This window comes from Flavobacterium sp., from assembly GCF_043778725.1.
In the GTDB taxonomy this organism is placed as follows: domain Bacteria; phylum Bacteroidota; class Bacteroidia; order Flavobacteriales; family Flavobacteriaceae; genus Flavobacterium.
Genome location: NZ_JAYWFT010000029.1, coordinates 1 through 16,470, shown reverse-complemented (window position 1 = coordinate 16,470; position 16,470 = coordinate 1). Strand labels below are relative to the sequence as shown.

Sequence of the window (16,470 nt, the reverse complement as noted above, 5' to 3'; positions counted from 1 at the left end):
TCTTCGATTTATTTAAGTGGTGCAATCGTATTGCACTTATGTATTGGTTTGCTTATAAATGAGGTGCAAACAATCCTACTCCAGTTGGACCAGGATTGTTTTATCGTTTGCAGTAACGGTATAAAATAACTCTTCGCATATCGTTGATAAGGTTGATATTTTCGTGAAATTGCTTTTCTTTTTGCTCCAAAAGTTTTAGAGCTGCAATATGCTTAACGTGTTGCTCGTGTTCTTCCATCATAATTTTAGACCTAACAAAAAACTCCTTTTTAAAATCATTAAGGCGTAAAAATGGAATTACAGAACCTACTAAAAATTGATGCCAAAATTTTGTTTGCCACAAACTGTAAGCAATAAAATAAAGGTTTTCGCAGTCCTGTTCTAAGTCAAAAATGACTACAAAGCTGTTCGTAAATGGCTCTTTTTTTGGCTTTCCGCTGTTCATCCCTTTGTTAAGTAGGAATAAATGCGGTTTCGAGTAAATCGTGCCTTTTTGGTGGGTTTTAATGATGAAATTCTGCATAACTTTCGGCTTTAAAAATTGTTTAGATTTTCAGTTTTCCGCAGATTTTCTCTTGAAATGCAGGTGTGCCTCGCTACGCTCGACCTATAAAATTTTTCAAAAGAAAAAAAAGAAAAAAAGAAAGCCGTCCGTTTAAGTGGAAGGTTTCAGAAAAAAAAGTTTTTTTAAAAAAATACTACCCGACACATCTTCGGAAGTATGGGCGTGTAATCGGAAATGATTGTTGTTGCGAACTGTTATGGGTGGAGATTTTTTTTAAAACCCGTAGGGCTTGAACTTTTTTTTCTGAATACCTAGAACTTATCTTTGCTCTCTTTTTTTTTATTTTTTGTTTTGAATATCCAATCAAAATGTTCTTGTTTAATCGGATTTTAGCTGAAGTATTTGGTGTTGAATTGGAAGATAAAATGTCTTGGAAGTGTATCAATTTTTTGTAGATGGATGAAACAACGTGATGAAAAAGATGCTTATCCTAATCCATCTGAAAAATTGATACTCTTCCTTCTACTATTTGATTTTTGAGGATGCCTAATCGTCTTATGAAATGCAAGACTTCTATCAAAACTGAATGTTGTACTCAAAATGGAAAGCATCTTCAAAAAACAATGCAAATACTTACCTAGTGCGACGGTGCAGCAGCGCGAGTAAGTGTATCATTTTTTTATTTGCTTATTGGGATGTTTCTGATTGCTTTAGTGGAAAAGTTGATGCCATAGACTTGAAAGAAAGATAATGCTTCAAGCTTATCATTGTTATTATTAGGAACGGTTTGGCATCGGCTTTACCGCTGAGGCAATGACTTGGGGTTTTCTGGCAAATAAAAAAATGATACTCTTACTGGGATTTTGGTTTTGTGGGTTCTAAAAATGGCTTTACCATAGGCAAAAAACTAAAAGTCAAAGCCATTTTTAGAACTTACAAAAGCAATGAAAACACTACCGATGTATGCGTAAAGTTGCTAAAAACAGTTACCGTAAACGTTCTTGAAAGTAATAACGACCGTAAACTTTCCTATGAAATAGCGAATGTTGTTGAAGACAGTGGCGAAGGACGGTGTTTTTTGTAGCTGGGTGATGCGATGGGAGCTGCAAAAAATGTTGTCCTGGAGCCACTGGCAAGCGCGTTGGGTGTGGCGGCTGTTTTACATAAATGATATTATAGCTTCATTGCAAAAACCAAAAAAAAAATAAACTCGCTTTGTGATGAACTATAATACTCAATTATGTAACACAGCTTGGGGAAAAGTTTTTGTTGCTCATTCTCCTTAGTTTCTGTTTACTGCATACGCTGTTGAGCGTACAAAAACTTTTTGGAGCGTTGGCAAGGTGTGGCAACTGAAAAGTAAAACGTCCTGTTTTAACTGAACGAAAAGAAATCCAGTCGTCTGTGAAAAAGGAAATTAGCGAAATGAAGCAAACAAAGATGTGAGTTTAGGAATACTTGGACTAAACGAGGATTTTGTGCAGACGAATGAGATAATAACTGTTTTTAAATAGAGCTATCATATGATACATCATTTGTAGACCTTATTTAAGTTGAAATTCATTAATGTCTAAAATTTTTTCTTCAATATTTGTAGCAATAAAAGTCAATTTAGATTTTTTAGTTTGCATCGAGTATTTTAAATAAGGTCTTTCTGTAGTTTGAAAATATTCATCCATAAAAAAATCTTTATACTTTTCATATAGTTTATAATCAATCCTTGGCGTTGCGGAACTATAGCAATAATTAATAATCAATTTCTCATTTGTTTTAGACAAAGCAACATATTCAAAACATTCGCAATCAAGATTCATTATGATTTCATTAGAGATTTTTCTTTTACTCAATAATTTTAATGTATTTTGTTGCATATCAACTTTCAATATTTTTTCAATATTTTTTTTTACAAATATCATTTCACCAGTATCAGAATTGAAAATTTGAATATCATTACCAAACTCTTTACTATTTAAATATTCTCTTTTAATATTGCCGTTTTTAGAATAGTAAACCAACAAACTATCTCCATACTTTTTTTGGAGATTTTGTTTTAAATCCTCATTAAACGAATCAGTTATTGTTATCTCAGTTTTGAATTTTACAATACCCTCAAAACTTTTTTGACCATTACAAATAAAGCTTAAAAAAAACAAAGCAACTAAAAATTTATAATTCATATTTTAGAAATTTTATAGCAAATATAGTTTATACTTTTTTTTTAATTAATCATTATCAATTGCATACTTTTAAGATTTCAACAATTATTTTTATTAAAGCAATTAAAGCTACTGTAATTAATATTCCAAATCTTTTATAGCTATTTATTAATGCATAGTCACCTCTTTCGCTATACCTATACTTTTTCTCTCTTTTATAAAAATATATTATTAAGCATAGGCACAATATAAAAAAACAAACAAATTGTATTAACTCATTATCCATTGTGAAATTATATTTTAAAAATTTATGGGTGATGTGAATCGTTTAATAAATCCATCCAATAATCGGAACCAGCAGCACCTAGTTCAATATACAGATTATCTGCACCTTGCATCAATTCATCTGCACTTCCAAAAAAATCATCATAAGCACCTGGTATTAATTCAGAACCAATGTTCATTGCGTGATTACCCCAATCAAAACCATCGTGACCGTCAAATGCATCTTCAATAAATTCAATACCAATACCTCCCCAAGATAATCCTGCACCAACAGCCATCAAAGCAGCGCCTATAGGTGCACCAACAACTGTCATTGATAATCCGACTCCAACTAATGATAAAACTGTTCCAATATTTTGAAAATTATCAGCCATATCTTCTAAAGCTTTCTCATCTTCTTCACTGTAACCATCATCAATATCATTAATATAATTATCGTTATCATTTGAATAACTTTCATCATTAACATCATAATCTTTAAATCCAGCAGAAATTATCACTTCATCTAACTCACCACCCATTGGAAAAGCATCACACATATTATCTGTCATTTCTCCTCCAAAACCTGGTCCGTGATTCTCATTTGTATAATCAGGTTGATCACACATTTCATTTTGATCATCTTCAGCTTCCAATCCTTCAATCTCTCGTGAATGAACAACTTGATTAGAACAAAAACTATAATTTGATTGCCAATTATATTTTTCACTTAATGGGTCAACACCTAAAAATCGCCCAATTGCATAGTCATAATTTCTATATTTAAAGCTATCTAAATTAAGGTTTAACTCATCCTGACGTTCTTGCTCCTCAAACTTATATTTTTGAGCATCTGAGTTACCAGAGGTTAAAATAGTATTATTATAACCTGAATGTTTTAATCCAAAAGGATAAAAATGACTTTCCTCTATAATATCTAAATTTCCAGTTGTACTATTTTTGGTATAACTACTTCTTACATTACCTAGATGATCTTTATATTGAAATACATAACTATACACAGCACCAGTTTTTGCAACATATCCCTCTGAAACTGGAAAAAATTGTAAAACTGCGTTTTTATATTGATACCCTCCTAAATAATCTCTTGTTGTGATTGTTGATCCTTGTGTAACTTTTTTTGACAATTTTTGACCAAATGAATTATAGGTGTATTCTATATTTCCTGTTGTTCCAAAAATAATTTTAGTTGGAAAATTGAAATGATTATATATAATGCTAGTTATACCTTTATTATTGTCTAAAGTTAAATTACCATTTAAGTCATATAAATAGTCATCATTAGTATTTGTTCCATCTTTAAAGCCACTTATTGCCGTGGATGGAGTATCAGTTACTCTCAATAATTTATTTGAATTTGTATCATAAGTGTAAGCTAAATTATCAATGCCAATTGCAGGTAATACTCCATCTGTATTTCCATTTCGTTGCAAAGATGTAATGTTTCCATTTTTATCATAACTTAGCGTTTCATTATATGAGTTTGGAACTGGAACAGTTGCACCAGGTTTTTGATATATTGAGTTTGTCAATCGATTCAAGTTGTCATATAAATAACCATATTTTCTAATAACATTATCACTTTTAGAACGCCAATAAGTTTCAGCAATATTGCCATTGTATAAAGGTGTACCAGTATATCCCGATTCATTCTGAACATTATTAAAATTAATTTTAAAAGCAAATAAATCTTGAGGATCTGAACCTACTGTTAAGTTAGTAATGTCATTTATTGATGTTAACCAACCTCTTATATTATATGTATAATCAATTTTTTGTAAACTAGTAGCTCCAGTTACATCATTCCCTCCGACTCTTTTAGTTATTAACTGTCCAATTTCGTTATAATCATTTTTGACTAATAATTGAATACTTCCTGCTCCAATTTGATGGGTATGTATAAGTAATCTACCTTGAGGTGAGTAAGTAAAATTATTAGTTGTTTTTAACTCCACATCTGCATTTAAGCGTTTGTGATATGTAATTGTATATTGAGGAACTCCAACAAAATCTAATTTTTTATCAACTTTTGTATAGCCTCCTAAATAATTTTTTGTATTAGAACTAATTATTCTTGATTTAGTATCATATAAAATTGAGTTAATTTCGCCAACTATGGCAGTACTAGTAGTTAGCGTTCTACTCCAACTTCCTGTTTGCAAATTTTTGACTTGAGAAGTATTTAAAACAGTTTGCCCCTCAACACTTGTTGGAATAGTCGGAACATTTGGGAATGTATAGTTATCATAATAATTAACAGTAAGTAATTTAAAACTAGTTGGTGCAACGACATTGCTGTAATATGTAGGAATGCCATCTATAGTTCCAGAAGTTAATTTGGTTTCGTTTAAAGTTGTAGTTAAAGCATTTTGCGAATCTTGAAGTGTTTTTCTCCCAGCACTATTAATTGTTGATGATGTTTGCCAACCAGTATAAATTATTCTACTAAAAGCGTCATATTTAGTAATTAACCATCCGCTTGTTGTTAAATTACTAAAAGGAGAAAGTGTTGGACCAACTGCTACAGTTCTATTCAATTTGTCATAAACAATAAATTGCCATTGCTTTCCTGGTAATTTTTTCTCTAATAATCGTACCATTTTAAAACGTATGTTTAATAATGGTATTGCACACGACACCTATTATGTTTACGACCAATTTGGTAATTTAACTTATATGATACCTCCTTTAGTGAACAACACAGCATCACAATTGGATGGTTTATGTTATCAATATAAATATGATCATCGTAATAGATTATTAGAGAAAAAATTACCAAATTGGTCGTAAACATAATAGGTGTCGTGTGCAATACCATTATTAAACATACGTTTTAAAATGGTACGATTATTTCTGTCTTTAAACAATTGAATTGTATTATTATTACCATTTGAAGTTGACCAGTTCTCATTCTTTATAATAGTCTTGAACAATTTATTTAATGGATAATATGTAGTGCCAGAACCATTTATTAAAGAAATATCATATAGTCCAGCTGCTGAATTCCAAGTTGCTGTGGCTTTATAGAGTTTTACATTGTCAGCAGATGAATTATATAAATATTCTATTCTTTCAGTATGGTCTGGGTCAGAACCACTAATTGGTAAATCCCAATCAGTACCTTCAGATGCCTCTTTTAAAACCCTGCCCAATGGAGATGTTTCAAATTGTTTTTCACTATATGGAGTTTGACCTGTATATAATGAGTAATTTGTAACATTAATTAAAGCAGAAGAGGAATAATTCATTGAGCCATCGGCTGATGAATAAGGTAAATAATCCTTTGCCAGATTACCAAAAGAATCATAAACAATAGGTTTTATTATATCTTTTCCAGTTGCAGATTGTTGATTAGCAATTTGTTGAATTGGTCTGCCCAGCCCATCATAATAAGTAACTAAAACTGTTGCTACACTTGGAGTAGGATTTGCTACAGACGTTGTATTCGCCTGTTTATAGTAAGTAGTTTTTACAAAATTTTGATTTAAACTTGGACCATTAGCCACTACAGGTGGGTTGTTTATTGGTGCTGCGGCAGCAGTAAATGTTTGACTAGTAATTTGAGCAAAAGAAATAATCGGTAAAACTAATAAACCATAAATTAAATTTTTCATATTATTTTATAATTGAGGTTTAAAATTGTATTGGTTCTCTTTTAGAATATTACCTAAGGCATCTTTCACATTAACTAATCTGCTCAAGGAATCGTAATTAAAATATATTACTTGACCTCTAATATCTGTGACTGTACTAATCCCAACTAAAGGTTTATGGGTATATGAAGTAATTTGGGTATTTGCTAATGCTGAATTATTCCTTAAGTTATTTATAGCTGTTATTAATGATGCCTCTGTTCCAGTATTTGATGCTGTTTGAACATTAGTTATTAAACTTGTAGTTATACTTGCGTAAGTAATATTTTCAATTTTTGCTAGTAATTTTGTCTTGTTATATCCCCAAATTAGAGTTATTGGGATTCCACTTTCAAGTGTATATTGAATAAGATTACCCTTGTCATCGTATAAGTCACAAGTCATTTTCTTTTCTAAAACAGCACTTGCATCAATTCCTTTTTTTGCAAAAACATATTTTGGCTGTAATAGATTACTTGTTGTAGCGTCTTTAGCGTAAACTGTCTTTTGCTCAAATATCTTAATTGAATTTTTGTAATCTTCTGTTTTTATAGGAGTTCCAATTATATTCTTATTAATTAAATCATTAATTAACGGCTCGCTTGATAAGGTCGGGTCTTGAGAATAATATTGTTTTTTTAAAGAAACATCACCATTACTCTCAGTCATTTGTTCGGAACTTAAAAGTCCATTAGGATTATATGTATAATTATAAACAACATCATTTTGATTACCACTATTATCATAATAAGAAATTGTTTTTGATGAAGGTAAAAACTGTGAAATTTTATAATCTTTTTTAACTGTTACAAACGCCTCCAAATTATACCTTAAATATGTTTCATAATAATTTTGAGAATAGGGACTTATGTATATTGGATTATTACTTATGTGGCTAAACCCTTGATGAAAAGTAAAAGAGTTTATTACATTGTCATTATAACTAAATGATGTCTTTTTTATTAATTGATTCGATTCATTATAAATTTTTTCTTCAAAAAGTTTACCTCTTTTGTATGAATTATCAGTAAAGAAATTTGAAAATATTGCACTATTACCGACTACCCAATCATTAGATCCGTCCATTCTGTATACTTGATTTCCTCCTTGATCTAACGTGTATAGTAAATCATCGAAATATAATTGTGAATAAATAGGATTTAAGAATTGAGGTGACATTCTATAAATTACATTCTTGTAATAAGGGTCATTATTTGAAGTAAAATTTAATTCTCTACTACCATTACCGATTTCCCTTTCGACTACCTTTGAATATCCAACATAAGAACCTGATGTTATCTCAACATTCAAATTACTTTTATCGTAAAGTTGCCAAGATATATTTGAATTGCTTCCAAAAGAAGTTAATGTTGCCGGACTTAAACCATCAACAGGATAATTTATTTCACAATTAAAATTACCCGCTGTAGGGAAACCAAAATAAGGAATGGATGCTAATTTTCCAGACGATATACCTCCAATATTTATGTATGAGTAATTTATTGTTCTTGTATTTCCAAAACCATCATTTAATTTTTGTTCTGCAATTCTTATACCTCCACCTTTAATATTTTGCCCAAACTCCTCAAAATTATTTGACTCATAAACATATTCGGTCGATCCACCCAATGGATTATCAACTTTTATTAAACTCCAAGTTTTAGAATATTCATTTGCTTGTCTATTAAAATACCCTGGAATTACAACTGGATTCATACTAGTAATTGGAAATGGCAATAGTGATTTTTCAAATTGATTTTCATAATAATATAAAATTGGACTTCGATCGTAAAAAGAACAACATTGGGTATCAATCGAGTTATTGAAGTATCCCAGAAAATCAATTGAAAAAGAATTAATTGGCGGTAAATTTATTGACTCATCATAAGTGAATTTATGTAATGGTTTTCCGATTTCACCAAAAGACAATAACTTCAATCTTTTATATCTTGTAGGATTATAATTAAAATCAGGATTAAATTCATTTACATTATAATTAGAATTGAAATAACTATAGTTAAAATTAAATGATTTAATTACAGCTAAATTTTTATCTTTTAAGTATACTTGTGTTAAACAATCACTATTATAAACATCATCTCTAACAATTACTGGTTGACCTGAAATTCCATTATTATTATAATTAAAATTAATTTCACCTTCGTCAAAAATAATTTTTACTAATCGTTTCTTTTGAACGTCAATTCTAGCCATTGAAGTTTGAATATTGTCATTGTAATAATATTGTGATGGGTTTTGAGGGTCTGAAAATGTATTTACACTGTAACCAAAAGTTCTTTGCGCATTTAGAGTATTTAAGTAAATATTACTATTTAAAGGATGATTTGGATTGGATGATGTATTCTCGTAAATGAAATCAATCTTTTTACCGTTCTTTAAATCTTCAATTTTTGTAATGTGCCAAGCTGATATTTGAGCTGGTGAAGAATTGGTACTATTTCCTGTTAATACTTGATTCAATCCATAATCGCAATCAGAAAATGTATATTGTACACCTTCCTTGGTCGTAACTGATATTGTAAAAAAATCGTGAGTTAGAAAGTTATATGTAGGTGTCCAAACGTTAGATACATAATTTCCTTTTTGTGTATCAATTCTTATTTTACTTGATATAGCTTGAATCTTATTACCCTTTGAATTATTCTCTATAGGAGTATTTATATCATTGAAAAAAAAATCAGATGAAGTACTGTTTCCATAAAAATGATACATATCTGGTAAAAAGTCTACATCATTATAAACACCAATAACAGCATATGGGTTTTGCTTTTGCAAAAAGTAACCAATTTTATGGTAATTAATTCTTTGATCTTCTGTTTTATCTGCATTAGAATATGTATTATAATCAGACTGTAAATTTAATGCACCTGTATTATCAAAATCATTTGAATAATTAATTGTTCTTGTGATTAAAGCACTAGTAATATTCCATCCAAGACCAACTTCAGAAGCTAATTGGTCTACTTTTATCCCACCTGAATTATAAACTAAATTTATTGGATACTCTATTGAACCAGTTTTTATAGTATAAATAGGTATATTGATATTAACTTTACCGGTGTAGTTGTCAGTATTGGTTAAACTATATCTTTCAAAACTACTAACCTCTGGAGAAGATAAAGTATATGATTTTAAATTTTGACCATAATCAGTTTGTGAATTTTGAGCAATAATTAAATTATTAAAAAATATAATAAAAAAAATTACTTTAAAGAATTTATAGTTTCTATTAATGTAAAATAAATTAGTATTAGTATTCATAATCCTTTGTTTTAATGTTGTTGACTTATTTTTTAATTACCTTGACACCGTCACTTTGAATATTAGTTTTTATATTTATTATGTATATACCAGTAGGATATTTGCTCAAATCGATTGGAACTGTCCTACTTGTTATATCAAATTTTTGCAATTGTCTACCTGAGATATCAACAACAGTAGCTGTACCTGTTTCAAAATCATATCCAACAATTACATTTGTAAAACCTATGCTTGGGTTAGGAATTGCTTCAATTGTATTTTTAATTTTAGTAGGTTTCAAATTATCTTTTAGCTTTACAACCCAAAAATCATTACTTCCAATATTGCTATTTTTGTCTCTAGAAACTTTACTATTTGATGTTCCAGACAATAAGTAACCTCCGTCTCTCGTTTCAATTGCCTTTCTCAACACATCTTCACCAGAACTTCCAACACTTTTTCTCCAAATTTCTACACCATTTTCATTAATTTTCAAAGCCACATAATCGTTAATTTCTTTTTTGTCTTTTTGAACTTTCGATTTTAAAGATTGATTTGACTCATTGATTTCACTTTGTGCGAATCCGCCTAAGAGTAAACTTCTGTCAGAGTTTTCTATTAATGAGTTTAATACATCAACTTTACCAATATTATATGTTTCTTGCCAAATAATATCTCCTATACTATCTAATTTTAAAATCCAAAAATCTGTTCCGTTTTCGTTTCCTTTACTCTTTTCGTTTGAAGAATCAGAATTAGAATTCCCACCAATAATGTAATTCCCATCAATTGTTTGATGTACTGTTGATAATTCATCATCTTTATCTCCTCCAATAGTTTTTTGCCATTCTATTTCTCCTTTAGCATCTATTTTTAATACCCAATAATCCCCAATTCCTTTATTATCCCCAGTTTTATTACCTGAAACTGGCGAATTTGAATTACCTCCAACAATATAACCTTTATCAATTGTTTGCTCAATACTTTTCAATTCGTCAATATAAATACCACCAAAAGATTTTTGCCATTCAATTTTTCCATAACTATCAAGCTTAACTATCCAATAATCTAAATTACCAAAAGTATTTGAAGTCTTTTCTCCTAATTCATTTTCGTTCGATATAGAGCTGCTCGATGAACCACCTAATATATATCCTCCATCTTTAGTTTGAAGTACACTTTGTAATTTTTCTTGGTCAAAACCTCCTATTGTTTTTTGCCACTCTTCATTTCCTTTAGCATCTAATTTAATTATCCAAAAATCATCGTTCCCACGGCAAACATCCTTCTTATCATTTCTATTAGTATTACCTTCACTGATATTTGTAGAATTTGAAATTCCAGCTAATATAAATCCGCCATCTTTTGTTGCGCTTATGCTTTGCAAAAAATCTGAACCATTACCGCCAAAACTTTTTTGCCAATCTAACTCACCTTTTTCATCCATTTTCCATATCCAATAATCTAAATCGCCAAAGTTATCTTCCGTCTTATTTCCAGTCTTTTTAGACAAAGAACTTCCTGCCAAAATAAAACCGTAGTCGGCTGTTGGAATTGCATCCATTAAATAATCGGCGTGTTTACCACCATAAGATTTCTCCCATAGTATATCCTGAGATCTTACAGATGTAATTGAGCAAATAGACAATAATATAATAACTAGTAAGTTTTTCATAAATATGTATTATTTTGAATTCATTGTATATAAGTAAAATAAAAAATGCGTGAGGCAATGCTTATCGTCTGAAGGCACTAGTATACCCGTGAACTAATAAACAAAGCCCACGCAAAGCGTAGGCAGAGTTTATTGTTGTTCACTTAAAAATTACTAGTTTTTCAGACAACAATAAAGCAAAGCTTTATATTTTTAATAAAGAAAGAACATTTTTTTTACAATGCAATAATAAGGATAAAAATAATACAAAATACAAAATGAGGCAAAAGAGTGAAAATATCATTAAGGCAACTAGGGTAACCAAATTTTGAAAAAAACATTTTTTATTTTTTTAGAAAGTAAAAAACAGATTTATAAGGCTGTTTGGGTGTAAATTGGAACGTGTACTTTATTAATCTACTTTGTTTTGGTCTTATGTTGCCCGATTATTTGAGAAGAAAAAAAACGGTAACTGTTTTTTGTGTTTTTTGGTTACCCTGCCTGCCCTGTGAGAATGATGTAAAATGAAGTAAATTGATAATTATGAGTTGTAAGTTATTAATTATGAGTTTTGCTAAAAAAAATGTGGCTAAAAAAATTCTTTAGCCACAGATTAAAATGATTACCACAGATTATTAAAGTTCCTGTTATTCTTCAACTACTTTGTTCCTGTTATCTACTTCTTCCCAAGTGTTTTCTATTACAGCGTAAACTGCTATTCCGTTCTTTTTCAGTCTTATAAAGTTGTGTTTTTTGAGTGCTTTTCCTAACTTGTTTATTGTACCATCGGTAATGTTTATTTTAGCTTTTTCAGCCAATTTTGTAGCTATTTGAGAGGCATTAAGAAAGTTGCTTGCCTTATCCTTTTCGCAAGATTCAAACCAAGTTAAAAGCAATTCTTCTTCTGGGCTATGAAGTTGGTATTGTTCGTTATTCTCGGTTATGGATTTAATTTCGTCTTGGTCGAACCAATATCTAAAACCACTCTTGAAAAGAAACAATGCTTGTGAAAAAGCCAAATTAATATCTACTTCGTGTTGGTATTTTATATCTTCTAATTCGAAACAGAGAAATCGTCTGCTTCCTGTACTGTCGTTTAAGAACTGAGCTGTATTTACACTTCCTGCAAATGATGCCCTTCTTGGCATTGTTTCATTATTGTGTCCGTAGGCTTTTCTCATTCTGATTTGGGTTTTTGTGATGATCTCTTTTAAACTTCCAATTTCGGAACGGTTTAGGTTTTCTAATTCGTCAAGGTTTATAAGCATACATTCCGCAAGTTGAACTAAAGTGTCTTTGTTATTTGGGTTTATGGTTCCAGAAAACAAATACTCTTTCAATTGCTTTGGTACTAATCGTTCAACCCAAGTTGTTTTTCCTAATCCTTGTTTACCACTGAATACGATTACTGTGTGATTTATTACTTTATCATCGAGTACACAACCGACCATAGCTACTAACCATTTTTTGAAACATTGCTGCCACAAGTCTTGTTTTGTAGTTTTGATTGTGTTGGCTAATTCGGTTATATAATCGGTTTTTTCATCATAAGTAGGTAAATTATAAAAGTAATCTTCAAATGGATTGAACAGCTCACAAAAATCAGAATACAATAAGTTTCTTAATGACGATAGATTTGTTTTCAATCTTCCTTTCAAACATTCACGAAGCATTGAATTTTCAATAAAATCATTCATTACATTCCACATCTTTTTTCCGAAATATTGGAACTCTAATTTACCCGAAACTATGTTGTGCCGAAATACATATTTGTTTGATAAGAATAGCTCTAAACGGTCTATTTGTGTTGGTTTTGGTTTGTCTTCGTTGTCTTCATCTGTAACGTCTTCTATTGAATAATAGCTTTTTTCTTTGGGTTTATTGGTAGTTTGCTTTTGTTCCGATTTACCAAATTCGTGGATATTGCCGTAGGCACTATGAATTGCTTGTGTTACTTCCTTTTCATCATAACCAAAATCGGTTAAAATATATCCTAGAGCTTGTTGTAATGATACTCCTTTTCGGTTTAGGTTACACGCTAATTGATGTACGAACACGTTGCGACTACCATTCACATATTGCACTTTTTTTTCGGTAAAATTTACGCAATGGTTGTAGATTGCATCATAGTCCAAGTACACATTATCAGTAGCAGTTTTCTGTTTTGGAGCTTCATCAACTAGAGGCATTTCGACTACGCTTAATGTGACAAAAGTTTTAGCATCAGGATTATGATATAAATTTTCATCCCAGGAATAAAAGCATAACCTTGTTAAATCCTTACCTGACTTATCAATTTCAAGTTTTAAAATACTCTCGTAATGTGCTTGAACTTTTAGAAACGTTTCTTTGTGTTCGGTTTTTGGCGTATCGATTTTTACTAGAATTTTTAAACCATTCCCCGATGGACTAACAAAACTCGCAAAAGTGAATTCAGATTGGTTGGCCAAATGCTTTGCATTTTGCAAATCTGCTGCACTTAATTTGTCGATGTCTAATATTATAAACTTTGAATACTCGGTTAGAAATTCCAATTTTCTACCACCAACAAATTTTCCTGATGGTGTAAATGCTGGAAGAGATTTTTTTGCTTTGTTGTATGCTTCTTCTTTCTTTTCAGCCAATGATTTTCGCAAGTAAATAATGCCTGGTTTATATTTTCCTGTTTTAATCTCTTCCAGAATTGTTGGAATTGTTTTGTGTTCTATAACCTCGTTAAAGTTTTTGAATAGTGTTACCATTTTTTAAGGTTGATAGTTGTTTGTTGCTCGTTGTTGGTTCTCATTTGTGTGAAGTTTGCAATCGCAAACTTCACAAGTTCCGTTACAGCTACACATACTATCGTCCTTTAAAAGATTTGTTATAATGCTCTGTTAGCAATTTTTCTACATCAGAAAGTTTATAGTAGATTTTGTTCCCAACTTGACTGAATGAAATTTTGCCTTCGTCTCTCCAGGTTTGAGCTGTACGTTTTGAAATTTTCATCAATAATAGAAATTCTTGATTGTCTAAAAAGGTTTCTTTTTTAGCATCAGACTTTAAGCTAATTTGATTTTGAATAGTGTCTAATTTTGTCATTAGATCTGTGAACTGGTCTTTTGTGAAGATAATTGCATCCATTTTTTAAAGTTTTAAATTGTTATGGTGCAAATGTGAGAAGTAGTAAAAAGTCCAAAAGTCCTGAAATGGTCTTTCAGGACTATTTTGTTTTAGAGCATTTTGTCGATGTCTATTCTTTTATGAGGTTTCGGACGTTTTTCAGTTCTTGAAGGAGTTAGTATTGTTTTGACTGTTTCAGGACTTATTTCTTTTCCGTCTTTGTCAACATATGAATTTACGATAATTGCCACCAAGTCATTCACCGAACCATCAATCATTGATTTTCCATCTATAAATAACTCTCTAGTAAACTGGTAATACACATCAACAAACTGATTTAGATTGCAATTGATTTGCATTTTTTTGAATGGTAATTGGTTTTGATTTTGTTCCCTTTTGGTTTGTTCTACGGCTGCTTGTAATTTTTGTAAGGCATAAATATGTTCGATTTCTTTAGCACATTGCACATCGTAAAATGGTGTTTTTTGATTTATAAATTCGATACTTGCTTGTTGGTATTCAAACATTTCTTTGGTTAGCAATAGTATTTTTTGGTTGTCATCATTAACTTTATCCAATTGCTTTTTCATTTCATAAAATGAAAAATAACGGTCTTCACTTTCGGCATTGATAAACTTTTTAGGTGTTTTTGAAACCGCTTCTTTTACGCTGGTAGATTGCAGTTCTGTTCGTTTTTTCTCAATTAAAATATAGAGTTTATTGTACCTACTCATTGCTGTTTTGGAGCTGAAAAATGCTTCATTATTGGCTAATAATTTTTCGAGTTTACATATCCATATCTCTGGATTCTTAACTTGGTTAAATTGATAATCGATAAATGCTGGAAATTGCGATTGTTTGAGTTCTAAAATTTTAGCAATTAAAGCATTGCAATAATTTTGAATATTGATTTTATCTTCAACGATTATATCAAATAAAGGATTTTTGGCTTGTGCCTGTGGCACTGCCAATAATTCTACAAACTCTGCGGTTTGCATATTTTGATCCTTTGAGTTCAAATTGTATTACGGTTTTTTTGTTATTCATTTGGTACTGAAAGGTAATTAAAAGCGGTTTTAAATTTGTTGCTCATTAGAAGTCCGAGTGTTTTGAACTGGAACTCTTTTATCATTCGTTTAGAATGCTTTAAAAATTACTTATTTTCTCTGATGTAAATTTATAAAATAAAAAAAATCCTTACTAAAGGATTTTAAATTAAGTTATTAACAATCGCATAACATCAATAAAACATAGACTTAACACATTATTTAGAAAATATAATTGTCAACTGCTTTGTCTAATTCTTCGTTGATGATTTTTGCATATATCTGCGTTGTGCTGATGTCTGTGTGATCCATTAATTTTGAAACGTGCTCAATTCTCATTCCATTATTTAAAGCATTTGTTGCAAAGCTGTGTCTTGATAAATGGAACGAAAGTGAAAATGGTAATTTCAACTTTGTACCCATTCGGTTGAGTTGAAAATTGGCGGAATGATTTTCCCTTTGTGATATGAAATAACGTATTTCTTCGCTGTTGTTGTATGATTTTTTATCAGTGATAATTGGGAAAATATAATCATCTTGTTGTGTCCCTTCCTTTTTGTATTTATTCAAAATATCTATCGCCACTTTTCCGATTTTAAACTGATGTAGTCTTCCTGTTTTTCGGATTACTTTTTTTATCCTTTGCTCTTCTTCATTATAATTGGAATATTGCAGCTCGATAACATCGCTAAATCTTAATCCTCCGGCGTAAATAGAGAAAAGGAATAAGTCACGCCATAAATCGGCTTTCTTGCCTTCTTTGAGGTCTAAATTGGTTAATTTTTCGATTTGGTCTTTGTTTAAGAATACTCTTTTCTCGGTATCTTTTCTC

Annotated in this window: 10 protein-coding genes; all 10 read right to left on the bottom strand. The window is 30.4% G+C overall.

Annotated elements, in window-relative coordinates; all coding sequences use genetic code 11:
* Positions 1-100: 100 nt before the first annotated feature.
* Complete coding sequence (locus tag ACH2CG_RS02810) at positions 101-523, bottom strand: DUF6943 family protein (protein ID WP_395061984.1); 423 nt, start codon at positions 521-523, stop codon at positions 101-103.
* 1,526 nt (positions 524-2,049) lie between these two features.
* The gene (locus ACH2CG_RS02805) at positions 2,050-2,682 is read right to left on the bottom strand and encodes a hypothetical protein (RefSeq protein WP_395061982.1); all 633 of its coding nucleotides are present in this window, start codon (positions 2,680-2,682) and stop codon (positions 2,050-2,052) included.
* Between the two features lie 287 nt (positions 2,683-2,969).
* Positions 2,970-5,546 carry an RHS repeat domain-containing protein gene (locus tag ACH2CG_RS02800; RefSeq protein ID WP_395061980.1) on the bottom strand — a complete coding sequence of 859 codons (2,577 nt, stop codon included), beginning with the start codon at positions 5,544-5,546 and terminating at the stop codon, positions 2,970-2,972.
* 144 nt (positions 5,547-5,690) lie between these two features.
* A complete protein-coding gene (locus ACH2CG_RS02795; RefSeq protein ID WP_395061978.1) occupies positions 5,691-6,560 on the bottom strand; it encodes a DUF6443 domain-containing protein in 870 nt (289 codons plus the stop codon).
* 6 nt (positions 6,561-6,566) lie between these two features.
* Entirely contained in the window at positions 6,567-9,860 is a 3,294-nt protein-coding gene (locus ACH2CG_RS02790) for a hypothetical protein (RefSeq protein ID WP_395061976.1), read from the bottom strand.
* 25 nt (positions 9,861-9,885) lie between these two features.
* The gene (locus tag ACH2CG_RS02785; RefSeq protein WP_395061974.1) at positions 9,886-11,514 is read right to left on the bottom strand and encodes a T9SS type A sorting domain-containing protein; all 1,629 of its coding nucleotides are present in this window, start codon (positions 11,512-11,514) and stop codon (positions 9,886-9,888) included.
* Between the two features lie 626 nt (positions 11,515-12,140).
* Entirely contained in the window at positions 12,141-14,234 is a 2,094-nt protein-coding gene (locus ACH2CG_RS02780; protein WP_395061972.1) for a VapE domain-containing protein, read from the bottom strand.
* 97 nt (positions 14,235-14,331) lie between these two features.
* A complete protein-coding gene (locus tag ACH2CG_RS02775; RefSeq protein ID WP_395061970.1) occupies positions 14,332-14,613 on the bottom strand; it encodes a helix-turn-helix domain-containing protein in 282 nt (93 codons plus the stop codon).
* Positions 14,614-14,702: 89 nt separating this feature from the next.
* On the bottom strand, positions 14,703-15,590 hold the full coding sequence (locus ACH2CG_RS02770) for a hypothetical protein (RefSeq protein ID WP_395061968.1): 888 nt from the start codon (positions 15,588-15,590) through the stop codon (positions 14,703-14,705).
* 270 nt (positions 15,591-15,860) lie between these two features.
* Positions 15,861-16,470: site-specific integrase (locus ACH2CG_RS02765; RefSeq protein WP_395061966.1), on the bottom strand; the 610-nt coding region annotated here is incomplete at its 5' end.

Coding starts and splice junctions, on each gene's coding strand:
- ACH2CG_RS02810 (WP_395061984.1), bottom strand. CDS start 523: ATGCAGAATTTCATCATTAAAACCCACCAAAAAGGCACGATTTACTCG.
- ACH2CG_RS02790 (WP_395061976.1), bottom strand. CDS start 9,860: ATGAATACTAATACTAATTTATTTTACATTAATAGAAACTATAAATTC.
- ACH2CG_RS02795 (WP_395061978.1), bottom strand. CDS start 6,560: ATGAAAAATTTAATTTATGGTTTATTAGTTTTACCGATTATTTCTTTT.
- ACH2CG_RS02785 (WP_395061974.1), bottom strand. CDS start 11,514: ATGAAAAACTTACTAGTTATTATATTATTGTCTATTTGCTCAATTACA.
- ACH2CG_RS02775 (WP_395061970.1), bottom strand. CDS start 14,613: ATGGATGCAATTATCTTCACAAAAGACCAGTTCACAGATCTAATGACA.
- ACH2CG_RS02770 (WP_395061968.1), bottom strand. CDS start 15,590: ATGCAAACCGCAGAGTTTGTAGAATTATTGGCAGTGCCACAGGCACAA.
- ACH2CG_RS02800 (WP_395061980.1), bottom strand. CDS start 5,546: ATGGTACGATTATTAGAGAAAAAATTACCAGGAAAGCAATGGCAATTT.
- ACH2CG_RS02805 (WP_395061982.1), bottom strand. CDS start 2,682: ATGAATTATAAATTTTTAGTTGCTTTGTTTTTTTTAAGCTTTATTTGT.
- ACH2CG_RS02780 (WP_395061972.1), bottom strand. CDS start 14,234: ATGGTAACACTATTCAAAAACTTTAACGAGGTTATAGAACACAAAACA.